We start from the raw sequence: 23891 nt of genomic DNA on the forward strand, positions 1-23891 counted from the left end.
TTCATTAAGCTGATTTCTGCTGCAGTATCTTGACTGCTTCAGACAGTACCAGCTTGCCATCTACACGCTGGGTTGCCATGAATCCAACTTGTCCGGTCGCAGCATACAACTCATTAAGCCGCTTAAAAACCCTGCCCTGACGGTCTGCCACCCAGTAATAAGAAAAATCGCCGAATACAATCGTTTTTGCTCCAGCGGCAATGGCAGGCATAAATGCAGAAGTTTTAACTGGACGATTGATGATAGTATCCGGTGTTCCAGCAGTTACAGAAGGCTGCCAGAGATACTGACCGTTGTTGTCTTTGAGCTTCCTTATAGCTTTAATTGTCGAATCATTCATAATGAATACAGCGTTCCTGCGGTACGGAGACTTTAGGCTGTAGAACAAGTCCATGATCTCGTCAAGGGTAATGGCTGTTGCGCTCGCCGCAGTTACTCCTATCTCGCCACCGCCGTTATCTGCCAAGATACCGGTTGGCTTGCCAGATCCGTCACCGATAAAAAATGCTTCCTCCTCTTTTGCTCCGATTCGGCGGGCGAATTCTTTGGCTATATACTGTTCAAGGTTAAATATACTGTCGTTTAACAATTCCTCTGACACCTTGATCATAGTAGCCAGCTTATATGCGCCGATGGATACCTGTGCAAAGGAGTCATCGCTTTCGGGAATCTGGCCTTCCTCATCCACCCAGGATGCAGTACCCTTGCTTGCCACCACAGGAATTTTCTTGTCACCGCTGGACGTGGTAATAACATTGGCAATCTGCCTAAAGATATTCTCCTCCTCCAGTGCTTCCACAAGAGTACGCTCAAAGTCGTCGGGAACAAGATATCCACCTTCGGTGTCTTCTCCAATCTGCAGCGCGTTGTGTACGTCATATTTGCGCCTGCCGCGCATCATATTCCAGAAAGACTGCCTGTACTCATCGCTGGCACGTCCGGTTTTTTCATTGTTGCCAGATATGGAAGTGGGTTTGTCTGTAATAGGAATATTCAACGGTTTTGACAGTTCCAAATCTATGGCAGCCTGACGCTCAAGACGCTCTATTGCTTTGCCCAGCGCAATAACTTCGGCTTCCATTTTTTCATAAGTCGCGGTATCCTCCGGTGAAAGCAGTCCGTCGTTCCCGCGTTTGCTGTCGAGGAAAGCTTTAGCAGCTTCCCATACTTTCGCGCGTTTTTCACGCAGTTCCAGTATTTTGCTCATAATCAAATCCTCCTTACGGTTTTAATAAAAAAAGCCGCTTTTCAAGCGACTCAATTGGTGTTCCTTTTGGTTTTTCTTTTGGTTTTTCTTTGGGTTTAAGCTTTTGCAGGATGGAATTTGTTACTGCCTGCCTACTGAAGATCATTCCTCCTGATACTTCAAATTCAGATGGAAATGATTCATTTTCCATAAACAAGATGCCATCGGCAAAGCCAAGTTCCACCGCTTTTCTTGCATTAAACCAGCTTTCGGCATCCATAAGGTGCGATATTTTTGCTCGAGAAAGTCCAGTTTTAAGCTCATAAGCATTGATTATGGATTCCTTTATTTCTTCCAGCATTGCGATAGCTTTCTCCATTTCTTCTGTATCACCGATGGCTATTGTCATAGGGTTGTGAATCATCATCATGCTGACTGGTGACATAAAGACGTCACCTCCGGCCATAGCTATGACCGAAGCGGCGCTGGCTGCAATACCGTCAATCTTTACCGTCACTTTGCCTTTGTAATCCATAAGCATGTTGTAAATTTGATTAGCTGCAAATATATCTCCGCCAGGGCTGTTGATCCAGATCGTTATATCACCCTCTCCGGACAACAGCTCTGATTTGAACTGCTTGGGAGTTACTTCGTCTCCCAGCCAGCTTTCTTCAGCTATTGGGCCGTCAATATATAATGTCCGGCTGCCATCATCGTTTTGTATCCAGTTCCAGAAGCGGCGAACCGGTTTTTGTTTTTGTGATTTGTTCAACTTTTGATCCCTCCGTTTCAGCATTGTTTTTGCCTGCAAATGCACCTGCATCGGCAAGCCTGTTCATGTTACCGTTAACAAGATACAGATCTCCGCCCAACTCCGCCGGGATCCGGTTCATGTCCTCAAGCTCGCGGATATCATTTGCGCTCATCCAGCCGTTCTGGCGAGCTACAGCATAACCATTCATGCGGCTTGCATAATCACCGCGCAGAAGGCCATCTACATTGAATTTGACAAAGTATGCCCGCTTCTCTGATGGTAAAAGCAGCGCTTTTTGGAGAGCCTGTTCCCAACGCACCACCCACGGGTCAAGCGTGTATTTAACGAATTCCAGAGATTGCTGTTCGATGTTTGAAAAGCTTGACTTTTCAAGATCTCCAACCATATGGGGAGGTACTCGGAATATCCGGGCAATTTCATTTATCTGAAACTTTCTTGTCTCTAAAAACTGTGCCTGTTCGGGTGGAATGCCGATTGGTTGAAACTTCATTCCCTCTTCCAGAACTGCAATGCGATGAGCATTGGCACTTCCTTGATAAACAGCGTTCCAGCTTTCCCGCACCTTTGCCGGATCCTTTAATACGCCGGGATGTTCCAGAACGCCACCCGGATTTGCTCCGTTGGCAAAAAAGGATGCACCATACTCCTCACAGGCAATAGCCATGCCTATGGCGTTCTTGGCCATAGCAATAGGGGAGTATCCTACAAGACCGTCAAAACCGAGTCCTGGGATGTGAAGCACCTCGTCACTTTGCAGGTATATAAGGCCTGCCTTCGGATTTACCCTGCTTTCATCACTGTCGCGCCGATAAGTGTAAAACAGTTCTCCGTTTGGAGCCCTGTCTACCGTCATTTTGTTTGGCAAAAGTGGATAAAGCGCCAGCACTCGTCCGGAACCATCCCTAATAATTTGAGCGTAAGCATTTCCCCATAAAAGAAGATGACTCATCAGTGTTTCTCGGAACACGAATGAAGTCATCTCAGGGTTTGGTTCGTCATGGAGTAAATAATAGAGCGGGTGGGTCAACGCTTTTTCTTTGCCACCGTCTTCTTTATAGCGGTACACATGAAGCGGAAGCCCGGCGATGGCTTCTGCAAGTATCCTTACACAGGCATACACTGCAGTTGTCTGCATAGCAGTCCGCTCATTGACAGCCTTTCCGCTGGATGTGCCGCCGAAGAAAAAGCTATATGCATTACCGAACAGGCTGTTTTTCGGCTTGTCCCTTGCTTTGAACAAACGGGAAAATACACTCATATAATCAACAGCCCCCTTGTATTTACCAAGGCAGAGGCGGAGATCTACCCCTGCGCTTGTCTATCTATGCTGCCCGAAACCGCCATGCTGCGTTACATCAAGGTGTTTGCAAAGATGCTCCCGGCAGTTTTTGAACTCATCACCAATAAGTCCTATGCGGTTGAGATATGTCCGCATGGCAAACTTCTCATTTTCAACCTGTGGTTTCTTGCTGGAAGCGCATTTTTGCGTTAACGCCTGATGGTTTAACGCAAGGGCAAGCACTATGTAGCTTCTAATTTTTCCCGCATGAAGTTCGCTGTTAAAGCCTCGAAGCTCAATTGTCCCATTGCCATTAAAAAAGCTGTGCAGGTTCAAAAAATGGTACCTGCTATTGTGGTAATGGGTGCTTCGGCTTTCGCTGTAACCTTCGTACCATATACTTTCAATCGCCGCCATGGTTTTGGGCTTGCGCCGGTTCATCTTCTCAACCAGTGCTGCATCCATCTTTTTGCAAAACCGCATCCTGTCCGGTGCAATCTGCAATGCCTTATAGAAAAGGTCATTCTTACTGGCGATAATGTTGATAAAATTACGAATGCTTCGCGGCGTGTGGTTTGCCCCGTCTATATGGATATGAATTCCACAGCTTGTGTTTGCAAAACCTCCAGTCTTGCGAAGCCCCCTTATCAACTCCTGCAGGGTTTCAATATCTTCGCGGTATGTCAGTATCGGACTTACCAACTCGACACTATATTCCCGGCCTGCCGCTACAATCCGGCCGCTTTCCTTTTTCTGAGTCCGGATGCCCGTCGCTCATGAATTTCCATATCCGTCCATCCGGTGCTATAACCTTTTGGGTATCGTAATAATCTCCACTGGATTCAATCCTTCCTCCAAGAAAAGCTGCTGCAGTTTTTGCCGCCTGTTTTCTTGTAATCCCCGTCAATTCTACCTCGATTCCAAATCTCGTTGTAAGCATTGCGCTTTCTCCTCGCTTTCTCTGTGTTTTTTGCCCTTTGGCAGTGTACATTAGGCCATTGAAAACACAGGATAGCAAGGCAATTCTGCATGAGTTTCCGCTGGATTTTGGAAGATTTTTCGCATCTTAATTTGTGTACATTTACAGCTTTCTGATCATATCTACACCATAAGCTGCACCCAGAGAAGAACCGCTGTCCCAGTTGATGTGAATGGTTCCGATATCATCTACAAAAGAGACTGTACCTTGGTCTCCTGGTTTCAGCTTAGAGTACGGATCATCCATGCAGATAAGCTCAACGCGTGTTCCCGGCGGATACTGCTCTTTAAGGCGAAGGACTGTTTCTTTTGAAGGAAAGCCTCTTACACTCATAGCTCGTCCTCCTCTCCAGGATAATATGCGGCATACTTTGGATAATCTCTACCATCCGGCATTACCAACACTCCATCAGACCGTCCCCGCTGCTTAACCAGCAAGCAAAGCCACACTCCATCCTCATTAACGTGACAAAACCCTTTGTTTTCCTCAATAAATGTGCGGTCAACGCATAGGTCGGCAACGAAGTTGTCATAGTCAATCTTTGAAAGCTCGATGGTTTTTACAACTGCAAATCGTTTCCTCGTCTCATACCGATGCGGCACTTTTAGATCCTCAATCCTAAACGGATGCTTGACAAAGAAGGCGGTGCTATGAAAATCATTCATTTTCATCCACCGCCTTTGCTCTGCCTTTCCGATACGCCCCGTTACCGGACAGCCTTGAAAGTAACACCTTGCGTTCAGTTTTGAAGTTATCACCTATAAACCCCAACCTAAGCATGAAACAGCGAAAAGCATATTTTTCATTATCTGTTGGTTTTTCTTTTCGTAGTACTCGCTTCTGTAATTTTGCCTGTTCTGCCATCTGCTTTGCCAGCGTTATATAGGTCTGCACTTCATCAGCATTTAAAGTCGCGTTCCAGAAAGGGAAGGAAATCTCATCATTTTCAGCTAAGACTACAAGTTCCTCCTCAATCGACATCGCCTTCTTTATCAATGTCTCTTTGCTGGCCAGCATATTATTTAGGTTTTCAAGGCTAATCGCGCTAAAGCCCTCCAAAAAAAGAGTAATTGTCATGGTTCCCTCTGCTGATAAGCCCGCCATATTCAGCGCATCAATAACGGGACGGATGTTTTTGATTTCATTAAGACTGATTTTCGGCGAGTGAACCACACTGTCCCTGTCAACCGTCCAGCTACCAGCGGATTTCTCGTCGTTAACCTCATACATAAACCCCGGTGCCCCAGTATAGCGCACCTGGCCTTCAAGGGCTTCAGCTATGACTGTGGCAATGGCTTTTCTCTCCTGACCGACAACCTTCTGTGAAAAGCGAAAGCTGTTATTGCTCATGCCATACACCTCCCCTCAAATAAGCTAAACCATTTCTGATTCCCATAAAAAATCCCACCTTTCCTTTTTGGTGGGGTACATTTACGCTCTGTTTTGAGGGGAAAGCAAGGACATTTTTAAGCAATCTGTGTTTCTGCGTAAGGAATTTTTTCGCTACCTGTCAGCAAGAATACTGAATCTGCTCCAAATTGTGAAACATAGCGCTTTACAATCACATCGCAGTATTTCGGGTCAAGCTCCATCATAAAACAAACCCGCCCGGTCTGCTGCGCCGCAATCATTGTCGTACCAGAACCACCGAACAGGTCAAGGGCTAAATCTCCAGTATGGGAACTGTTGAGCATTGCTTTTGCTACAAGCGAAACCGGCTTCATGGTGGGGTGCTCCTCCGATACTTTAGGACGGGGTATCTCCCAAACATCTGACTGTTTACGGTCTTTAAGCGGGCAAAGGCGTGTTCCTTCAAGCCAACCATACCAGATCGGCTCGTACTGGGTATGATAGTCCTTTCTTGATAGTACCAAGCTGTCTTTTTTCCATATAATTGTGCTCGACCAGTGATACCCTACCTCACGCATGACGTTCATCAAACTGCCCCATTCCTGAGCACTCATTACCACATAGGTCATGCATCCGGCTTCAGAAACCTCTTTCATGCATTTAAAAGCGCGCAATAAAAAAGCGCCGAATTCTTCGGTGCTCATCTTGTCATTTAGAATTTGCCTTGGCTTCCAGCTTGGATGCCTGGTATCTGAACCGTAATCAACATTCCAGGGTGGGTCGGTGAAAACAAATCTCGCCTTTTGTCCGTTCATCAGCTTTTGCACATCTGAAAGCATGGTGCTATCACCGCACATCAGACGGTGGCTGCCAAGTACCCATATGTCGTCCTTTTTGGTAACCGGAGTTTTAATCTCTGCAATTGCCTTTTCTGTATCGAAATTATCCTCTTTGACATTAGCGGTTGTTTTATCACGGAACAACTCGTCGATTTCCGCAGCATCAAACCCGGTAAGAGAAACGTCAAAACCATCTTCATTTAAATCCATAAGCAGATCGGTCAAAAGCGGAATATCAAACTCACCACTGATTTTATTCAGCGCGACATTGAGCGCCTTTTCCCGCTGTTCATCCAAATCAACTACAACACAGTCGATCTCCTTATACCCCAAAGCTGTCAATACCTTATATCGCTGATGACCACCGACAATATTCCCGGTGCGTTTATTCCATATGACCGGCTCTACATATCCAAACTCTTCAATAGACCGACGTAATTTTTCATATTCAGGGTCACCAGGCTTTAAATCTTTCCGCGGATTATATTTAGATGGTTTTAGTTTTTCTGTTGGTATTTTCAGTATATCCATAAATCTTAACCCTCCAGTTTGATGGCTTTTTCACCGGTGAATTCCTCCCAGCGCTTAACAGCTAAATCACAGTAAACAGGGGATAACTCCATTGCGTAGCATTTACGCTCGGTCTGTTCAGCCGCAATTATAGTAGTTCCACTACCAGAGAACGGCTCAAGCACAATACCGCCTTTGTCGCTGTGCATTTTGATGCACCGCCATGGAAGCTCCACAGGGAACATTGCAGGATGCTCCTTGTTTGCCCGTACAGTGGTCATCTCCCATATCCCAGCATAACCCCATTTCTTGCGTTCTTCCTTTGTAAGCCGTTTCACAAATTTATAACTGTGTCCCGCAAAGGCTGAAAGCCATACATATTCCTGATCGTTATATTCCTCAACTTCTCCTTTATTGCTGAAGGCTGAAATATACTCATACTGCTGAACCGGCTTGTTTGAAACAAGATGATAGGGTCCTACGCCGAAATTTTGCCCTTGCTTCTTCCAAATGCGGATCCAGATAGGGCGGTAACCGTTTTCCAAAAACATGTTCACACTGTAAACACTGGTGGGTTCAATAAACTGAGAGCCGGTGGCATAGAGATCACCTAAGTTCCAGCAGACAATATCTGCATACCTGCACAGGTTTCTAATCACTGGGCGTACTGTCTCGAACCATGGTTCAATCCCTGCCTTTTCATATTCTTTGCCTACCCCATATGGAGGGGAAGTCACTGCCATCTGTGCGTGACACCCTTCCATCAACTTCTCAAAATCCTCATCCTTAGTAGAGTCGCCGCACATCAAGCGATGATTCCCGAGAAGCCAGATATCGCCCCGCTTCGTTACAGGCTCGCGCTGAATAATTTCATCATGCGCCTTGTCTATGTCAAAGCTGTCCTGCACCGCTTCCTTGGAGTACCAGCGGTTGAGCAGTTCGTCTATTTCAGAAGCGTCAAACCCTGTAAGCGAAACATCAAATGCACCTGCGTCAAGCTCAGCCATCAGTTCTGCCAGTTTATTCTCGTCCCACTCTCCCTGAATCTTATTAAGAGCAAGATTAAGCGCTTTTTCTCTCTGCAGGTCAAGATCTACAACGACGCAATCTATCTCTGTCTGTCCCAAGTCCAGCAAGACCTTTAAGCGTTGATGCCCGCCTACCACATTACCTGTTTTTTGGTTCCAGATAACAGGCTCCACATAGCCAAATTCCTCTATTGACCGTTTTAGCTTTTCATATTCCTTATCGCCGGGTTTTAAATCCTTGCGCGGGTTGTATGCTGCTGGATTAAGTTTTTCAACAGATATTTTTTGTATGTTCATGCTGCATTCTCCTGTTCAATATTTTCTTAAGACCCTTTTTTGCGCCCTCACAATCTCCGTTTATTACTTGTCCCCGCAGAGTCTTAAACTGCTGCTTCGTTAAATGGTCTTTATATTTTCTTAGTTCCCTAAGAAAGATTGAATTTGTTTTATGCATCAGCCACCCCTCCTGGCTGTCAGTAGTTTTTCCATAACATCATCGTGAGGAGTAGCCCCCTTGTATTCGGTAGCACAGTTTTCCCGCACGACTTGATAAATTTGATACCACAGGTTATTGGCCTGTTTCATAAAGCTTTGACTCATAGCCACATAAGGTGACGGGATGGCATTGCCAGTTGTCGGATGCTTAGCAAGAAAGCCAAATTCAGTGATACATTCCTCGCACTGGATCCACCGCGCCACACTCTGGGCATATTGCTCTATAAGCTGCGCAGGGATAAGGTGAACACACCTGCGTTCCTTAAGCCACTGCCATGTTTTTTCGTATATTTCCACCGCCAGTGTTGTTTTTCCGTTCTTCTGCTTTGCAGCAAGATAATCCCTTGGTGGCGGCATGCTCTCTCCTTCCAGTTCCGCAGCATCCGTAAACTCCATTACCATGAGCTTTCGTCTGCCGGGGTTTCCTTCCAAAATCTTATCCGCCAGAGGTTTTTTCTTCTGTCCTGCACCGATACGTGCCCCGCCGCGGTTGGTACCGTCCTTTGCCATACACATCACCTCGATTCATGTAAAAATAAACGGGGGATATACCCCGTTTGAAACTGCGATTTTTCGCGCGTGACCCCCCGCCCGTTGCACAAAACTACTTCACCAGAGATTTTGACCCCCCTACCGTCTTGCCCATCGTTCTCCTTCGCGAGCAGTGAGCGATGAGTGACATTGTTTGCACAGGCTCATAAGGTTATTGTCTGCATTGGTTCCGCCTTTGGATAAAGGGATAATATGATGTACCTCTTCGGCTGGTGTAAGCCTTCCGTACTTTTGGCACTCCTCGCAAAGCGGATGCTCTGAGATATATCTGTCCCTGATGCGTTTCCATCTCCGGCCATAGCGTTTTCTTGTTTGGGGATCTCGTTCGTATTTGTTGTAATAAGCATCCATTTGCCTTTGATGCATGTCACAGTACCTTCCGTCCGTCAGTTCAGGACAGCCAGGAAAGGAGCAAGGCCTTTTTGGTTTTCTTGGCATCTGGCCACCTCCTTTACGCGTATAAAAAAGCCCTCACAGGTTCATCCCATGAAGGCTTATCTATAATTTTTCACAATACCATTATATTTGGATTTATAATGAATTTCATCTCATAAAAATCTCATCTGGAATATTGAACAACACATTTGCTATTTGACCATGGCTTCTTGCCGTTATAATACTTATCTGAAATATATCTCTGCATATCGGGTGGTAAAGCTGCAAGCAAAAGATAAGCCTTTTTTCTATCTTCCTCTAACTCCTGGGTGCTTTTATAGAAGGAACATTTATCTTGCAAGCACTTGTGTACAGTCAGGATATTGCAGCCATTCCTTCCGTTACTACCAAAACAATTATCGTACATCTTTCCTCACTCCTGTTTTATGGCATAAAAAAAGCCCCGAAGGGCTTATGCGTTTTAATGTTATTTTTTCACGATATCATTATATATGGGATACCTGTGTTTTTCATCTCATGAAAATCTCACCTTAAAGGAAGCTAAAAATATCAGTTTATTTGTTCAAAGATAGCTTTCGAATATACTTCTATATCTCCAGGAGTAAGCATGTTGAATTTTTCTTTTACAGCTACAAAATATTTCCCGATCAACTCTTTGGGTATTACACGATTAGAATGCGCATCCACCGGCAAACCGTCTCTAGTATGCCGCCATGGTTTCTCCAGATGCGTAAACTTCTCTAGCGTTTTTCCGCTATAACAGCAGAAGTTCTTAATAACGCTATCCAATATCGCTTTTTCAGCAGTTGTAAAAACTGATTCATCGAAAGCTTCAACACTCTCAATGGGGTCAAACCGATAAGATGAATACCTGTTATATATATCTCTGTAAACCGGTCCATGAACCCATGCCTCACAGTCTTCTTCAAAAAGAAACCGTCCTTCAAAAGCATAATAAAAACCCTGGACATAATATAGCGCCTTTTGTAAAGCTAAAGGAGTTATGTCCTCGCATTTATAAAGCAGATATTGGATAATTGAGTCCAGCTTTGAACCCGTTTTGTTTTCTTCCCCAAGCAGTTCCTGTACCTTCCGCTTACTTTTTTCATATGCCTGCAGAGATTTTAAATTGTCCTTATTTTTCTCCAGTAATTCTTTATAATACGCTGGATCATCATAAATCTTTTGAAGAATATCTGAATACTGTTTTGTAGGCATATCACCTTCACAATATCTCGAAAAAGTCATTTCTCCCCAACCTAAAAGCAATGATAGCGGACGTTTGCCAATATTGTATTTCTGAGGTATTTCTAATATCTTCTCCAGCGAAATAATGCCGTTTTTTTGACGGTACGTGTCATACAAAGCCTTTAGATTTTCGTCCTCTATATCCGCTACATAGACTTCGCTCCCACATTCCGTACAAACAGCCTTCTTTCCAGTATACTCATATTCTTCGCCTTTAAGTTTACCCTTAATTGTTGCTGTTTCTACCATGTATTCGACATCTCTTCTGCATTCCTCGCAAAATGTCTTATTCCTATTCATAAGGCGGCCTCCTTTCAAACTCTCTAATTTTCTGATTGATCATCTGAAAAGATAATCAATCGGCTTGTTTCGCTTATGAAACGATATAACAACCACTCGTTTTCCACTTTCACTATCAATTAGATTAAATTTCGTATATATATCAACTAACTCCTCGATGCCATCAAAGTTAAATAACGTAACCTGGGGACAAAATACATATAAAACCTCATGTTCAAATCCTACTTTCGTATTTTGCAATGAATGGCAAAAATCTTCTGTTTTTATTTTCAGTAAAATCTCCTTTTGCCTTCTGCTGTTTAGATTATATTCATTTATAAAATCTATGTTTTCTTGTCTATTCTCATTTTTTGATATAATGAATCTGCCCTCTCTAATACAGTCATGTATCATTGCCAAAATCTCATCAATCTGTTCCCAGGTATAATTCTGATTATAGTGCTGATTCATTGCATCACCTCTTTGGTGATACAATGATACTATATTATATGCCTTTTGTCAAGATTTATGCATCAATTAGTGCATTTTTATTTTATTGATTTTTATATTAAAATAAGTATACTAAAGATAACAGATCCTACGAGCTTATATTAAGCGCAATACAGTAGGCCATTAAAATACCCACTTAGGTAGTTCGTTCTATCTAAGTGGGTTTCCTATTTAACATGCTGCTAATGTTATCTTAAACTACTTCCCGTATAAAAGCAGTGCCAGATGATTAAGTGCCTTGTCCTTCCTGCGGTACACCTGTGCTCTTTCAAGAAACAGCTTCTCTCCGATGTTTGCTACAGCTTCTGTCTTGCTCACATCATTAACAAAAAATTCTGTCAGTATAAACTGTTCTTCCTCCGACAGGGCTTCCCAAGCAGGCTTGAACCACTCCATATATTCTAATGCCCGTCTGTAACGTTCTTTCAACACATCAATCTCGTCAAGGCAAGCAGCAAGGCGTTCTTCGCCGCTTTTGGGATTGTGTTTGCCCGGAACTCCGGTAATCTTTGCACTATGAGGGCTTGTCATACGGGTTTCAATTTCATATATATCCTCATCACTGTGTTCAATAATGTACTGCATGCTGCTGTAATCTTTCAAAGCTTCAACAGCAGCCGCTTTTTTATCTAAATACTGCCATGCAATCAGCATATCGCACCTCCAAAAAATCAAGATAAAAAACCTTGATCTTTGAAGCAGTATGCTTTTTTTCGTTGCTTTGCAGTGCTTGTTCCCTTGTTCGTTATGTCTTCGTTCTTTATAGAAGGCCATGCTTTTCCAAAATAGCCTTCACCTCATCTACCGAATGGACAATCGCTGCCACACCTCCGGCACTGAGGATTTTCCTTATAGTTGCTTCCTGCAGTTTTGTTGTCTTTCCCGATGGGGTTTTTACTTCAAAAGCTATAAACCGCCCATTTACACAGGCAATAATGTCTGGTATCCCCGCTGTCCCGTACATACCACCATGTTCCTTCCAACAGAAACACCCCGGTACTGTCTTTAAGTACCGCAGTACTTTAGTCACAATACTTCTTTCAGACATAACCGCTCATCCTCCAAAAATGTTACCTTTTTCCCTCTTATAACCTCGTAACATCCAAATAAGGCATCTCATAAATCAGCTTCCCAAGCGCTTTTCAGGATTTTGTTACCTTGTTACCTCTTTTTGGGGTAGGTGTATACACAAATATTTTTATTTTTATATTTTTTAGTCTTAAAAAAGCAATGGTACTTTCGCGCGTATATATAAAGTTGAGGTAACAAAGGTAACATCGGTAACAAGTGGCTATTCATCAGCGTTTCGGGTGTTACCTTTTTGTTACCATGTTACCTTTTTTGAGGTTAAAGAGGCTCAATATCTGTGATCTCAAAGCCGCTAACATCGCATCGCTCTTTCAATATCGAAAAATCAAGAGCCCACGCTTTCTTAGTTTCGTTCCCGAAACGCATCGTTTTATTGCTCTCTATAAAAAAGTCACTTTGCCTCAATTGCTTCAGAAACTGGTTATATGGAAGACATTCACCTGTGATTGCATAATCGCGTCTGTACTTGGTATAGCAGTCATATACATCACAGAAACGAATCCCGATAACCTTGCCATCTTTATCAAAAGTGTAGTCTTGATTCGGAGCCAGTTTCATCCGGGCCATGATTTCCAGGGTCTGTTCTACAATGGTCTTGTTATTGCTGCCGCCATCCAGCAAGTACTCCTGCACACCGTTTTGAAGATATCGAATACATGTCACTTTGCTAATGGGAAACACTTCAGACCATGTAACATTAAGGAACTCACATAGTTTGTTTACTAGGCTCAATCCGGCATAGCAACAGGCGAGATTATTGACGATACGAGATGGAAACTCATCAGATATCTCTGACTTTGCTTCCTCATACCACTTCTCTGCCTCAGCAACCGATACTCTGAGTGCTATATCCAGCAGGCTTCGACCGAAACTGCCAAGCAGATCCGCTTTTGCACACAGCTTATAAAATGCTTGTCTATGGCTGGCTGGTTTTAAGTCCTTCTTGCTGAATAGCAATTCTATGCTCCGTTCTCTGATGGCCGCTTCATCCGGCGATTCCTCACCAGCTACAATAATAGGTGCCAACAGTTCATAAGTAACAGCACTTTGATCCGCCCTACCGCGGACACCTTCATGGCCGTCATATGCATCTCGAAGATGGTTGTATAAGGCATTTAGCCTTAACTTATCTATCTTTGAAGGCTTAAACTCATCCATCAACTGTGGTATCAGATTCGATGATGCAGATTCCTTCATCAGCGTAAATGCAGTAACCTGCGTAGCCGCGCGGATTTTGCTGCACGAAAATACCGGCAGAATAACCCGCTCCAATGTATTACTTTTTCCGCTGCCTTGTTCTCCGACAAGCAATAAATGAGGAAACTTGATACCTGATTTTTTTAGATGCGGTTTGATAAAGCACCCGGCCACCCAGGCCATTACTGATACCGTTTTTATGGGCTCGTTATAGCTGAGGAGCCATTCACCAAGCATAATAAGCTGTTTCTTTGTCAATGGCTCAAAGGTTAGGATATCGGTTGTTATGCTTTTATACTTATCAAGCTGCACGATATCTTCAACAATGTTGCCTCCTGCTTCAATGGCACCATCCGTTGAAACATATACCATCCGCCCGCCATGCTCATAAATCCCAAGAGCCTTGACCCCTGTTTTCCTTACCCACTCCATTTCAGATATATAACCTTTCAGCAGTTCCAAATCTCCTTCTGAGCCAAAATAGCCAAGGATATTGTCCGGCGGTTCAAGATATTTTTAAATTTTTGGATGTTATTGAAGTCGGTAGTCATAAATGTCTGGCGGTATATTTCATCACGAATTGTAATAAGGTCAGCAGTCATCTGCGTTTCATCTTCCGATACAATCATCTCCACCGGTTGAATGATAAAATTTGTTATAGGATACACACTTTCGCCTCTGGTGCGGTAATACCTGCCCTCATGTTCAAAGATAACTGACTCGCTTTCGCGGCTGTATACGTTCTCTGTAACTTCAATGGCCTTATCCAGTGTCTCCTGCCCATATGTTGCTCCACTTGCATGATGTACCGTATCCCACTTTTCCCGGAATAACCCGGAATTTCTAAACAGCCTGTCCATCTGCTCTTTGTTTTTGCCTGACCAAAAAGCCAGCATACAGCAAAGAGCAATGTCGGCTTCGGACTGGCTCGGATACCCTGCTTCCTGCCATTTTCCTTCCCATAGCAGATCAAATTCCTTATGGTTTTCGGCTGTACGGGCTTTCTCCAGAATTTCTTCATCTGTAAGCGGCTCTAGCTTAACCACCTTACTGTCTTTCTTGCTTTTTCCTCTCCGTTTTTTACTTTTGATATAATTCTCATGTATCCAGGCCAGTGCCCCGTTATCTTCAGCAATGTAATCAGGAGTCCCTGGCAGTCGTTCGCCAGTCATTGTGAAGTATCTGCTGTGGGCATACATTTCAACGCCGGTTTTAGTGTTTTTATTGCCCTTGGCGGGCATCTCCCCTTTATAGAAAATATGAAGCCCAGTTCCTGAAGGGCTGATTTCCGTATAGGACGGAAACCGCTCAAGGATATCCTTGGCGGTATCGCTTAATTCCCCAGTGTTTTTGTCGCGGCAGTGATCTATGTCTATCCCTACTAAACCTCCGCTTTTTGCGAATACAAAACCTAATCCGGTATAGAGATATTGTTCTTTTGCCGCAATCGCATCGTCAAGGGTCGACCAGTCGTTTGGGTTAGTGCTTGAGGCTTTTCTACCGGTTAAGGGATTGTAAGGGATTTTACTGTCTCTTCCGTCCTTTGTGTTTGGTTCCAGACGCCAGCAGATCCATTGCTTCCGGTTTGCTAATTCTTTAGGGAATGAGATGCTCACTTACACTGCACCTCCTCGCATCGTTCATTAAAATACCGGATCGGAATGCTGCGCTGCTTTGCCTTTTCAATCTCAATGGACATCCCTTTAGTAATTTTTCTGCCAAATACCCACACTTCTGAGCACTTTGACATCAATACCATGCCAAAGTACAAGCCCAGATTTCGCATTTGTTCATCATCGTCGTCCATAAACTGCGGAAACAAGAGGTGCGGAGCAATAGGTATGCAATTCCTGCTCACTGCAAAGCGGCAGTACCCCTGAGCCTTACGGATATTACGTTCTATATCACCAGCATATGGGCTGCAGATAAATACCATCGGTCTGTAAGGCGCTTTCCTGGCTTCCCGCTCAATCCTAAGCAGTGCTTCATAAGGTGTGGGGTCGTAATATCCTTCTGCGTTAAACTTGCTGATACTCATGGTATTACCCCCTGCCTATGCGCTTTTTTGTTCACGTTCGATTACAGGCAATATACCTTTCTTGTTTTTAAGAAGGTCATAGATAAATAGCCTTCCTTTTTGTGTCCAATATGTGTGCATTACGCTTCTTTCTGCATCAATAGCATGAGTCTTGGACTGCGTGTATCCTTGATCGGCGTACTCCTGATATAAAAGCCAGCAGTTTCCCATTTTGTACTGTACTCCAAGCTCATGAAGCAGCTTATTGAAAGCGCGGCCAGACATTCCGTAATCCTTGGCAATCTTGCTGATCGGCACAAGGCTTTTATTTTGCAATATGAGATCATAATAGCTCGCTTTGGGCTTCAACTCACTGATAATCTGTTTATTCTTTGCATTTTCTATTTCTAAAGCTTTCCGCCTGTCGCGTTCTGCCTTTAGTTCAGAGAAAATCCTGATGCCATACTCCGGATTAGAAATCATCTCTTCGATAACTTTATCTGTAGCATAAACTCCATATTTTCTGATCGTGGGCAGCACTTCATCAAAGACCCATTTCTCAAAGCGTTCAGCTGCAGGAAGTTGGGATTTAACTATCAACCGGAACAAATCACCTTCGGGAATATAATTTATGTTGATGGTTTTTTCAGGATTTTGCGGATGAGGTACCTCACGTTTTGTTAGGTACTTACAATGATCTATTACTGCCTTGTGTGGGTTACTGTATCCCAGCATCCTTGCACAATCCGTTGCAGGAAAGTATTCCTTTCCATCAATAACGAGTACTTTAAGTTCTCCAAATTCTGTATTCTTAAAAACCTGTAAATTAGTCATAATATCAATCCTCCATTTCTTTCATTTCTCCAAAATTTCTTCCTACCGAAGCCTCTGCCACAATAGGTACATCAAATGCAGGGAAGGGTTGTGTTTCCATACACTCTTTTATAAAAACAACTGCTTCGTCCACCTTGTCTTCCGGTAATTCAAAAACCAGCTCGTCATGTATCTGCAGCATAGGTTTCAGCCAAAGCCTTTCGGGAAGTCCACTGATGATGCGCCCACAGGCAAGCTTTAGAATATCTGCCGCTGTACCTTGAATAGGTGTATTTAATGCGCACCGCTCGGCAAACGACTTCTTGCCCCAATCTGATGACCGAATTCCCAGCAAGTATCTTCGCCTGCCCAGCCATGTTTCTGAATAGCAGCTTACAGCAGCCCGCTTTTTTACCTCATCCTGCCATTTGGCAAGACCGGGGTATCCGGATTTCAAGTTTTGAATGATGGTCTCACATTCAGCCAAAGTTGGGTTTATGCCAGCTTTAAATTTTAGTGTCCTCTGTAAGCCAGTAGGAAACAGGCCATAGAACACACCGAAATTGCAGTTTTTTGCAATGGTCCTGCGCTCTTTATAATGTGGAGCATTTTTGTCTGCTGCCTCTTCAAAAGGAATGCGGTAAATAACAGAAGTGGTCTGAGCATGGATATCACCGCCAGTACGATAGGTTTCCAGCATACGTTTGTCCCTGCAATAAAACGCTCCGACGCGCAGTTCTATCTGCGAGAAGTCAAGGGATAAAAGAACCTTTCCGGCTGGCGCAATGATAAATTTTCGTACGCCTATTGGGTCATTGTCTTTCTGCGGACAATTCTGCATATTCGGGTTTCTTGACGCAAATCTGCCTGTTTCTGTCCCCAATGGTATAAGGTCCGGATGAATCCTGCCGGTATCCCCATCAATAAATCGAAGATACCCGTCTATATAGGTGGATTTGAGTTTTCCCCACTTGCGGTATTCCTGCACCAGTTCAAATAAGCGAGAAAGTTCAGGCCTGTTGGATTCACACCATCCTTTTAATAGGATCATGGTTTCATCATCGGCAGCTTCCTGATGTTTTGCGGTAGTTTTCATTACCGGAAGACCGAGATCCACAAAAAGATATTTTTTAAATGCTGAAGTTGAAGCATTTGCCCCAATCTCTACATTGCCGATAATTCCGGCAATCTCTTTTCTGATACTGACAATCTTTTCTGCGGCTTCCGCTTGTTTCTTCAGCATGGCTGACTTATCCACCAATATGCCGTTATACTTCATTATCCCGACATATACTGATGTAGGCGATTCTACCTCTTCCACAATAGTTCTGTGTTTGGGTAAAAATCTATCAAACCACTGATTGAAAACATGATACAAGCGAAGAGTGTAGTCGCTGTCAGCACAAGCGTAGCGGACAGTCTTCTCATCCTGAGGGTTCAATTCATCGAAAAACCGACCTTCAGTAACCGTTGAGAATTCTGTCATTTCTGCTTTGCAGAGTGCAGGCGCAAGCGTTTTAAGTCCGCTGTCTGCTGCAATCGTGTCATAGCAAGGCTTTTGAAGGACGATACCTCTTGCGTAAAGGAACATAGACTCAAAAGCCAGATTATGAGCAACTTTTATTACATCTTTTGATTCGAATAGTAATTTCAGATAATCCCATATTGCCGCCTGGTTCTCTGCATTTCGCCCGCTACGATGTTTAAGTGGAACATATATAGCAGTCCCTTCTGATACTGAAAAACTGATTCCTGTAATATCTGCTTTATGAGCATCCAGAGCTACACTTTTATCGTTCCTCCATTTATCGCGGGGTGACGTTTCAAAGTCGAAAGCAAATAGGACAGTGTTTTTCAGATACTCTTGTATTTCAGACAGCATATAAACACATTTGTATCCCATGCGGTTCTCCTTTCCGCCCTATCGGAGATAGAAAGTTCCTCCGATAGGGCCTTTGATCACTTAAGCGGCTCAGTAATTTCACCTGATTCAGGGTCTACATTTATTACCCCTTCACCGGCAGGTTCAGTGTCATGGCCGACTCGGGTACTGAACGCTTTGACCTGCTCGGAAAGCTTGGATATCAACGCATATTCGTCAGCGGTCAGATCCCGATCTACAGCAAACTGAGCCTGTGAATAGGTGATACCGCTTGAATTGGTCGCCTTTTTCAAAGAAAAGCGAGTAACAACGCTGTTTGATTTTTTGCCTTTAGAAAGCAGCCTTTTGATGTAGCGGGAAAACTCTTTCAACGATCCTGTTGGCAATGAGAGTATCAACGGGAAAATCTCCCCTTCACGCAGTACATATATCCTGCGGCGGTTCTTGCAAGCTTTGCTGCCGTTTTCCCCCGAACCGAACTGATTATATGGGCATTTGGCACAGCTTCCCCCGGGGTCTCCTTCGCCGGTTATACCATCAAAGCTTCCGCAATCCGGTGGGTTACTGCCTCCGGTATACTTGTCCTTGTAGTATGCATAAAGTGGATGATGATAAAGAATTACCGCTGAGAATTCTTTGACAGTATCAGGTTCTCCGGGATTTTCCCCGGGTACTTCGAATACTGTGCTGCCTGCGGACGGGATTTTTATGCGTTCAAAAGTCATGTCAAGACCGTCAAGTTCTGATGCCATTGCCTCGTCAAGATTGAAATCAGCGAGCTGAAGAAAACCTGTATTTTCGTTAATAGTTACGAGTTCATTGTTTTTCATGCTTTTATACCTCCGTAAATATGAATTTGAAATGTAATCTATATCATTGTTCTTTGAAGCATTGTTCTTCGAACAGTTATTCCTTGAACATTGATATTGGAGCATTGCTTTCTGAAGCTATTTACCTTGCTGCTTTCCGCACAGTTACTGTTGTCTTTTCGAAGACATTCACAAAGCCTTTCAGCCAGTCCGGAAGCTCGTCCCCATTCTCCGCAATCTGTTCTTTAACAAATGCTGACAGGGAATTTGCATTGACTGTTTCATAGATGAGTTCTCCAAAGCCTTTACTGCGTAGTGCGTCAAACAGTTCCTCCTTCATGCCTGCGGCAGCACTGGCTCTTGTTGTCGTTGAAAGGCAGAACATTGTTCCTGCTCTTGTGAAGTTTTGCGTCTCACTGCTGATCATCAGCTCAGACAGACGGTATTCGACCTCGTCAATCTCCGCATTTATGCTTTTCAGTTCCTCTTCAACAGCCTTCTTTGCCTCGCGCAGCTCCTTAAGACGGTCAGCAAGTTCAAACATCGCATTATTGCTCACAGCTTTCACCTCCCTCTGGGGCAAAAGGATTTGCTCCTTTGCGGTAGTCGTCTATCAGCATTTTTGCAAGATCTGCCTTATTGCGCAGAGCAGTCAGGATTTTTGAGTCTACAGTACCCTTGGCGATAAGGTAGATATATGTGCAACCGTTCTTTTGTCCAACTCTATGGATACGGGCTTTTGTCTGCTCGAAATTCGACATGGAATAATCAAGGGAGTAAAATACCATTGTGCTTGCAGCGGTTAGTGTAATACCGAGTCCAGCGGTTGCAATCTGGCCTACAAACACCATGCAGTCAGGATCATATTGAAACCGGTGGACTTGCTCTTGGCGATCCTTAGTTGCACCATAAATACACGCATAACCGATGTTCTTCTTCTCCAGCAACCTGCATATGGCATGAATCTCAGGGATAAACCTTGCTATAACAACCAGCTTATGTCCTTCTTGAATACTGCTTTCAAGGATATCTTCAAGAGCTTTCAACTTGGCATCACTGACTTGCTCGATTTTCCCACCGTCATCGCTTCCGATGAAGCCGCCGGTTAATTGCGAAAGACGAAGCAAGCGTGTCAGTATGTTTGTAGCTGTTACTTCTCCTGCTGACAGCTCAGTATAGCTTTGTTTGACAAGCTCTTTATATTTCTTTAAAGTGACAGGCTCAAGCTCAATATGGCGAATAATATCGGTGGTTTCCGGCAAATCCAGGCACTCCGCTTTGGTTGCCCGGAATGCAATGCTGTGAATCCTTTTTATCAAATCCTGTTCCATTGATTTTTTCAGCACTGGCGTATGGTTGCCATAGCCGACCATGTTGAAATAACGGTTTCTGAAGGCATAGAAGCTGTTTCCAAAGATGCGTGAATCGAGAAACTTATATTGACTGAATACATCTATGGCTTTGTTGGTTATAACCGTTCCTGTCAATAGGAGCCGATACTGGGCAAGCAAGCCCAATCGGTGCATTGCTTTTGAAACCGCTGTATTATGAGTTTTAATTTTGTGTCCTTCATCAGCAATGATAATGTCAGGATGCCAGTTTGCCAGTTCCTTTTCCATTCTCCATGCAGATTCGTAGTTGACTACCACCACATGGACACCTTCGCCAGTTAAAAATCTTAGCTGTTGGATTTTCTTTTGAATCATGCCATTAAGGACTATAAGCTGATATGGGAAATCTGCGAACCGTTTAAACTCGTCTTCCCACACTCCCAGAATGGAAAGTGGCGCAACAATCAGCACACGTTTTATTCTTCCTGCAGCAAGCAATGCTCCTATAATGGCGATTGAGACAAGAGTTTTCCCGGTGCTTTTCAGCCCATTTCCATCAGGAGCGCTGCACCCCATCCGGAAATGGCAGAAACACCACCACCCTTCAAAAGCCCAAATAGACTGCAGATGAAATTGAAAGCACGAATCTGATGCTTATATGGTCTGCCCTTTATGGGCATTGAAATTATTGACAGCGTTTTTGCATTGTTCATAGAGTCTTGCATCTTATATCCTCCATCCTTCAATTTTGAGGGTTGGCCAACTCTCTGACTCAATGCTACCTAAAATGCAAAAGCATGTCTGGACATCTAAAGTCCATGTTTTGGGCAAAAAATAGCCATTATGCAGTAAGGTTTTTGCGCCTTTTTTGCATAATGGCTTAAAAACTCATTATAATAGCCGGTTTAAAATATAAAAAGTTGGACTTCAGAAGTCCAACAACTTCTTAACTTATCATTTCTTTATATGCCTTTGCACAAAGAGGGGAAAGTCCCAAGGCTTCCAAAACTTCATTGCATTCATATATTGAATGCCCTCTATACGAATGGATAAGCTTTTTATACGCCAATTGCTGTGGAGTGTTATTGAGAGTATATCCGGCAAGCCTTAATATCTCTTCACTGTATGTAGGGCTAAGCTCCAATCCGATGCAGATTGCAACAACGGTTTCTAAAGTTGGATTGTTAAGTTCATTATTTTTTATTCTGTCATATGTTTTTCCTGAAAGCAAAGTCTTTTCTATAAAAACAACCTTATTGTAGCCTTTCCTTTTGATATGTCCATATACCGCTTGGGAAAATGTCTGGGTTGTACGGCTCAAATGCTGACCTTCTTCGACGAATTCTTCGTGAAACTTCTTTAGCTCTTCTGAACGATTAAATACCTCCATATTATGCTTGTCCGGATTAAATGTCGGCACTCTGTTATAATCAGGTGTAGCTTTACGGAACATTATAGAATCGAGGTATACTACAATGTCCATTTTGGAGGCTTTATTTAATTTTAAATCAAACAGAAGGCAGCATTCATCTACATGCAGTTTTGCATAGTCTGTAAGATCAATGCTTCCATTTTCTAACCTTTTAATGTATTTGGAGTCGTTAATAACGTAATGACCGTCAACATAAATAAAATTACCGCTGTCTATAATCTTTGCGAATTCCGGATTTGCATAGTATTCAAAAAAGGAATCACTTAGGCTAATACTGTATGTTTGATTCTTATGTAATGAGTCTGCCTTAAATGAATAATTGCTGATAAAATGGTCATCTACGTAGGTATATACACCTTCAACTTCCTTATATCCAAGGTCAAGCATCCTTATTTTGGCCGCTATCCTTGACACCTGGAAGAAGTCAGCTAATTCATACACGACATTTTCCATTATATTTAGCCTGTCGTAAGTACCAAAAAGGAGCTCATTCTTTTTAATTAGCTCCTCAATCTTTTTAATGGTCATTGAGCTAGGCATAAGGATTCGTGGTGCAATTCCGTTAGCATGCCATTCCATCCAGTCTTCTGGCGTCCATTGCTTTTTGTATTTAGTTGTTTCATTTACTCTGCAGCTTATGAGCAAAGCATCACTGTTATATGTCTTAACTAATTCATGGTATTTTCTATGCTTATACCAGTGGACACACTCATGGATAATGGTATTGTTCATGCACCCTACGTTTCGCATGAAATACACATTAGGATCCACGAGAATTGTTCCTCTTGAAACTTCCAAAGGCTTATATGTTCTTTCATTTCTGTCGTAATATTCTATCGTACAATCTCCAAAAACTATTTGACCGAATATAGTGAAATGCTTTGTTAGCTGGATTTCCTTAACCTTAAGCCCCATTCTTTTCACTACTTCATCAACTGGAATGGGCATAGGAGTACTCAATGCCTCCGGGCAAAACTCATTCAGAAATTCAGTAGCAACATCGTCAAACTGTTCCTTTTCTATAATTAGCACTAAATACTCAGACAGTCTGCCTAATTTGCTCTCTCTGTACTTGTTGTATATTGAAACAGACTTGATTTGAAAATTCTGAATTCCGTCATCAAGGTCAGCTCTGCAGGAGATACGGAACCATTGTTCTATACCATCAGTCTCGCGATTCCTTCGTACTGTTTCTGCAATTTCAACTTCGGCAGAAACAATTACGTCAAATAAAATACTGTTACCTGGCGAGTCGGTTATGTCAATCGTTATAATGTCAAAATCGGATAAAGCCGCTTCATCCGGTGATTGCACACGGTATGAGTTGGATTCCAGCTTATCCGGGTTGTCCTCAATATACTCGGACAACTCGTCAAAGAGTTCATTGTAATACATATTTGCAATAACATCTCTGAACGAGCTGACACTTGCCATACCGTACCTCCGTAATAACATTTCATGATTTAGACCATATATTTCCTTATGTAAATTATAACATAAATTGCGTAGAACACAATAAAAATATGCGAACTTAAATTTTTATTGTGTTTTAGCCTACTTTGTGGTATTCTTTATAACGAGCGAGGTGACAATTATGGCCGTAAGCTATAAAAAACTATGGAAACTCTTAATTGATAAAGATATGAAAAAGAAAGATTTAAGAGAAGCGGCTGGTATTAGTACATCTTCTATGGCAAAACTGGGTAAAAACGAAAATGTTACGACCGATGTGCTTGTGAAGATTTGCAAGGCATTAAAGTGTGATATTTCCGATATTATGGAGATTGAGCCAGATGAATAGGTAGCAACAGCTTTTACTTAATAGTTAAGCAACAATGACGCTAATTGAATTATTATGAAAAAACATAAATTAATAAAATTTTTAAAGTGAGGTT

General features: G+C 43.0%; 27 protein-coding genes and 1 pseudogene. 1 reads left to right on the plus strand and 27 read right to left on the minus strand.

All coding sequences use genetic code 11. From position 1 onward, the window contains the following. Positions 1-4: 4 nt before the first annotated feature. The 27 genes and pseudogenes from JT739_RS00900 to JT739_RS01030 form a co-directional block, all read right to left on the minus strand. Positions 5-1207, minus strand: coding sequence for a phage major capsid protein (locus JT739_RS00900; protein ID WP_237659209.1), 1203 nt, complete (start codon positions 1205-1207; stop codon positions 5-7). 13 nt (positions 1208-1220) lie between these two features. After that, positions 1221-1958 (minus strand): head maturation protease, ClpP-related, encoded by a 738-nt coding sequence (locus tag JT739_RS00905; RefSeq protein WP_237659210.1) that lies wholly within the window; start codon positions 1956-1958, stop codon positions 1221-1223. After that, positions 1897-3219 carry a phage portal protein gene (locus JT739_RS00910; RefSeq protein ID WP_237659211.1) on the minus strand — a complete coding sequence of 441 codons (1323 nt, stop codon included), beginning with the start codon at positions 3217-3219 and terminating at the stop codon, positions 1897-1899. Before JT739_RS00910 ends, JT739_RS00905 begins: the two co-directional genes overlap by 62 nt. A gap of 60 nt (positions 3220-3279) precedes the next feature. Next, a pseudogene (locus tag JT739_RS00915) lies at positions 3280-4231 on the minus strand (amidoligase family protein). A gap of 90 nt (positions 4232-4321) precedes the next feature. Next, complete coding sequence (locus JT739_RS00920; RefSeq protein ID WP_093751265.1) at positions 4322-4552, minus strand: DUF4314 domain-containing protein; 231 nt, start codon at positions 4550-4552, stop codon at positions 4322-4324. After that, positions 4549-4884, minus strand: coding sequence for a hypothetical protein (locus tag JT739_RS00925; RefSeq protein WP_255688214.1), 336 nt, complete (start codon positions 4882-4884; stop codon positions 4549-4551). The genes JT739_RS00920 and JT739_RS00925 overlap by 4 nt, the downstream gene beginning before the upstream one ends. Beyond that, on the minus strand, positions 4877-5569 hold the full coding sequence (locus JT739_RS00930; RefSeq protein WP_237659213.1) for an amidoligase family protein: 693 nt from the start codon (positions 5567-5569) through the stop codon (positions 4877-4879). The genes JT739_RS00925 and JT739_RS00930 overlap by 8 nt, the downstream gene beginning before the upstream one ends. A gap of 116 nt (positions 5570-5685) precedes the next feature. Further along, positions 5686-6939, minus strand: coding sequence for a site-specific DNA-methyltransferase (locus JT739_RS00935; RefSeq protein WP_237659214.1), 1254 nt, complete (start codon positions 6937-6939; stop codon positions 5686-5688). Positions 6940-6944: 5 nt separating this feature from the next. Beyond that, positions 6945-8243, minus strand: coding sequence for a site-specific DNA-methyltransferase (locus JT739_RS00940; RefSeq protein ID WP_237659215.1), 1299 nt, complete (start codon positions 8241-8243; stop codon positions 6945-6947). Then, positions 8218-8400 (minus strand): hypothetical protein, encoded by a 183-nt coding sequence (locus JT739_RS00945; protein ID WP_004400063.1) that lies wholly within the window; start codon positions 8398-8400, stop codon positions 8218-8220. Before JT739_RS00945 ends, JT739_RS00940 begins: the two co-directional genes overlap by 26 nt. Continuing rightward, positions 8400-8951 carry a P27 family phage terminase small subunit gene (locus JT739_RS00950; protein WP_003515999.1) on the minus strand — a complete coding sequence of 184 codons (552 nt, stop codon included), beginning with the start codon at positions 8949-8951 and terminating at the stop codon, positions 8400-8402. Before JT739_RS00950 ends, JT739_RS00945 begins: the two co-directional genes overlap by 1 nt. 120 nt (positions 8952-9071) lie before the next feature. Further along, entirely contained in the window at positions 9072-9431 is a 360-nt protein-coding gene (locus tag JT739_RS00955; RefSeq protein ID WP_028992633.1) for an HNH endonuclease, read from the minus strand. A 121-nt stretch (positions 9432-9552) separates the two neighbouring features. Next, complete coding sequence (locus JT739_RS00960) at positions 9553-9795, minus strand: hypothetical protein (protein ID WP_046499186.1); 243 nt, start codon at positions 9793-9795, stop codon at positions 9553-9555. 143 nt (positions 9796-9938) lie between these two features. Next, complete coding sequence (locus tag JT739_RS00965; protein WP_158740443.1) at positions 9939-10937, minus strand: type II TA system antitoxin MqsA family protein; 999 nt, start codon at positions 10935-10937, stop codon at positions 9939-9941. A gap of 39 nt (positions 10938-10976) precedes the next feature. After that, on the minus strand, positions 10977-11387 hold the full coding sequence (locus tag JT739_RS00970) for a hypothetical protein (protein ID WP_034844757.1): 411 nt from the start codon (positions 11385-11387) through the stop codon (positions 10977-10979). 237 nt (positions 11388-11624) lie between these two features. Further along, entirely contained in the window at positions 11625-12080 is a 456-nt protein-coding gene (locus JT739_RS00975; RefSeq protein WP_011838164.1) for a hypothetical protein, read from the minus strand. Positions 12081-12186: 106 nt separating this feature from the next. Continuing rightward, the gene (locus JT739_RS00980; protein ID WP_237659216.1) at positions 12187-12474 is read right to left on the minus strand and encodes a VRR-NUC domain-containing protein; all 288 of its coding nucleotides are present in this window, start codon (positions 12472-12474) and stop codon (positions 12187-12189) included. Positions 12475-12773: 299 nt separating this feature from the next. Further along, a complete protein-coding gene (locus JT739_RS00985; protein ID WP_237659217.1) occupies positions 12774-14174 on the minus strand; it encodes a hypothetical protein in 1401 nt (466 codons plus the stop codon). Continuing rightward, on the minus strand, positions 14162-15328 hold the full coding sequence (locus tag JT739_RS00990) for a hypothetical protein (protein ID WP_237659218.1): 1167 nt from the start codon (positions 15326-15328) through the stop codon (positions 14162-14164). Before JT739_RS00990 ends, JT739_RS00985 begins: the two co-directional genes overlap by 13 nt. Then, positions 15325-15750, minus strand: coding sequence for a DUF4406 domain-containing protein (locus tag JT739_RS00995; RefSeq protein ID WP_011838167.1), 426 nt, complete (start codon positions 15748-15750; stop codon positions 15325-15327). Before JT739_RS00995 ends, JT739_RS00990 begins: the two co-directional genes overlap by 4 nt. A 15-nt stretch (positions 15751-15765) precedes the next feature. Beyond that, positions 15766-16563: a phage antirepressor KilAC domain-containing protein gene (locus JT739_RS01000; protein WP_011838168.1), complete on the minus strand. Its 798-nt coding sequence runs from the start codon at positions 16561-16563 to the stop codon at positions 15766-15768. A 4-nt stretch (positions 16564-16567) separates the two neighbouring features. Then, positions 16568-18445, minus strand: coding sequence for a bifunctional 3'-5' exonuclease/DNA polymerase (locus tag JT739_RS01005; RefSeq protein ID WP_237659219.1), 1878 nt, complete (start codon positions 18443-18445; stop codon positions 16568-16570). Between the two features lie 56 nt (positions 18446-18501). After that, the gene (locus JT739_RS01010; protein WP_237659220.1) at positions 18502-19254 is read right to left on the minus strand and encodes a hypothetical protein; all 753 of its coding nucleotides are present in this window, start codon (positions 19252-19254) and stop codon (positions 18502-18504) included. Between the two features lie 121 nt (positions 19255-19375). Next, complete coding sequence (locus JT739_RS01015; RefSeq protein WP_370642543.1) at positions 19376-19816, minus strand: hypothetical protein; 441 nt, start codon at positions 19814-19816, stop codon at positions 19376-19378. After that, on the minus strand, positions 19782-21140 hold the full coding sequence (locus JT739_RS01020) for a DEAD/DEAH box helicase (RefSeq protein WP_237659222.1): 1359 nt from the start codon (positions 21138-21140) through the stop codon (positions 19782-19784). Before JT739_RS01020 ends, JT739_RS01015 begins: the two co-directional genes overlap by 35 nt. After that, complete coding sequence (locus tag JT739_RS01025) at positions 21107-21289, minus strand: hypothetical protein (RefSeq protein ID WP_237659223.1); 183 nt, start codon at positions 21287-21289, stop codon at positions 21107-21109. Before JT739_RS01025 ends, JT739_RS01020 begins: the two co-directional genes overlap by 34 nt. Before the next feature lie 221 nt (positions 21290-21510). Continuing rightward, positions 21511-23430, minus strand: coding sequence for an ImmA/IrrE family metallo-endopeptidase (locus tag JT739_RS01030; RefSeq protein ID WP_237659224.1), 1920 nt, complete (start codon positions 23428-23430; stop codon positions 21511-21513). 160 nt (positions 23431-23590) lie between these two features. On the opposite strand from JT739_RS01030, the gene JT739_RS01035 reads away from it, so the two are divergent. Beyond that, positions 23591-23797 (plus strand): helix-turn-helix transcriptional regulator, encoded by a 207-nt coding sequence (locus JT739_RS01035; protein ID WP_004400044.1) that lies wholly within the window; start codon positions 23591-23593, stop codon positions 23795-23797. The last annotated feature ends 94 nt before the right edge of the window (positions 23798-23891 follow it).

The organism is Tepidanaerobacter sp. GT38, assembly GCF_021991635.1.
Classification (GTDB): Bacteria; Bacillota; Thermosediminibacteria; order Thermosediminibacterales; family Tepidanaerobacteraceae; genus DTU063.

Excerpts from the sequence above, each read along its gene's own strand:
- JT739_RS01020 (WP_237659222.1), bottom strand. The coding sequence starts at position 21,140 with ATGGGGTGCAGCGCTCCTGATGGAAATGGGCTGAAAAGCACCGGGAAA.
- JT739_RS00965 (WP_158740443.1), bottom strand. The coding sequence starts at position 10,937 with ATGAATAGGAATAAGACATTTTGCGAGGAATGCAGAAGAGATGTCGAA.
- JT739_RS00950 (WP_003515999.1), bottom strand. The coding sequence starts at position 8,951 with ATGGCAAAGGACGGTACCAACCGCGGCGGGGCACGTATCGGTGCAGGA.
- JT739_RS00940 (WP_237659215.1), bottom strand. The coding sequence starts at position 8,243 with ATGAACATACAAAAAATATCTGTTGAAAAACTTAATCCAGCAGCATAC.
- JT739_RS00945 (WP_004400063.1), bottom strand. The coding sequence starts at position 8,400 with ATGCATAAAACAAATTCAATCTTTCTTAGGGAACTAAGAAAATATAAA.
- JT739_RS00925 (WP_255688214.1), bottom strand. The coding sequence starts at position 4,884 with ATGAATGATTTTCATAGCACCGCCTTCTTTGTCAAGCATCCGTTTAGG.
- JT739_RS00980 (WP_237659216.1), bottom strand. The coding sequence starts at position 12,474 with ATGTCTGAAAGAAGTATTGTGACTAAAGTACTGCGGTACTTAAAGACA.
- JT739_RS00930 (WP_237659213.1), bottom strand. The coding sequence starts at position 5,569 with ATGAGCAATAACAGCTTTCGCTTTTCACAGAAGGTTGTCGGTCAGGAG.
- JT739_RS01010 (WP_237659220.1), bottom strand. The coding sequence starts at position 19,254 with ATGAAAAACAATGAACTCGTAACTATTAACGAAAATACAGGTTTTCTT.
- JT739_RS01025 (WP_237659223.1), bottom strand. The coding sequence starts at position 21,289 with ATGCAAGACTCTATGAACAATGCAAAAACGCTGTCAATAATTTCAATG.
- JT739_RS01030 (WP_237659224.1), bottom strand. The coding sequence starts at position 23,430 with ATGGCAAGTGTCAGCTCGTTCAGAGATGTTATTGCAAATATGTATTAC.
- JT739_RS00995 (WP_011838167.1), bottom strand. The coding sequence starts at position 15,750 with ATGAGTATCAGCAAGTTTAACGCAGAAGGATATTACGACCCCACACCT.
- JT739_RS00935 (WP_237659214.1), bottom strand. The coding sequence starts at position 6,939 with ATGGATATACTGAAAATACCAACAGAAAAACTAAAACCATCTAAATAT.
- JT739_RS00975 (WP_011838164.1), bottom strand. The coding sequence starts at position 12,080 with ATGCTGATTGCATGGCAGTATTTAGATAAAAAAGCGGCTGCTGTTGAA.
- JT739_RS00900 (WP_237659209.1), bottom strand. The coding sequence starts at position 1,207 with ATGAGCAAAATACTGGAACTGCGTGAAAAACGCGCGAAAGTATGGGAA.
- JT739_RS00960 (WP_046499186.1), bottom strand. The coding sequence starts at position 9,795 with ATGTACGATAATTGTTTTGGTAGTAACGGAAGGAATGGCTGCAATATC.
- JT739_RS01000 (WP_011838168.1), bottom strand. The coding sequence starts at position 16,563 with ATGACTAATTTACAGGTTTTTAAGAATACAGAATTTGGAGAACTTAAA.
- JT739_RS00970 (WP_034844757.1), bottom strand. The coding sequence starts at position 11,387 with ATGAATCAGCACTATAATCAGAATTATACCTGGGAACAGATTGATGAG.
- JT739_RS01005 (WP_237659219.1), bottom strand. The coding sequence starts at position 18,445 with ATGGGATACAAATGTGTTTATATGCTGTCTGAAATACAAGAGTATCTG.
- JT739_RS01035 (WP_004400044.1), top strand. The coding sequence starts at position 23,591 with ATGGCCGTAAGCTATAAAAAACTATGGAAACTCTTAATTGATAAAGAT.
- JT739_RS00920 (WP_093751265.1), bottom strand. The coding sequence starts at position 4,552 with ATGAGTGTAAGAGGCTTTCCTTCAAAAGAAACAGTCCTTCGCCTTAAA.
- JT739_RS00910 (WP_237659211.1), bottom strand. The coding sequence starts at position 3,219 with ATGAGTGTATTTTCCCGTTTGTTCAAAGCAAGGGACAAGCCGAAAAAC.
- JT739_RS00955 (WP_028992633.1), bottom strand. The coding sequence starts at position 9,431 with ATGCCAAGAAAACCAAAAAGGCCTTGCTCCTTTCCTGGCTGTCCTGAA.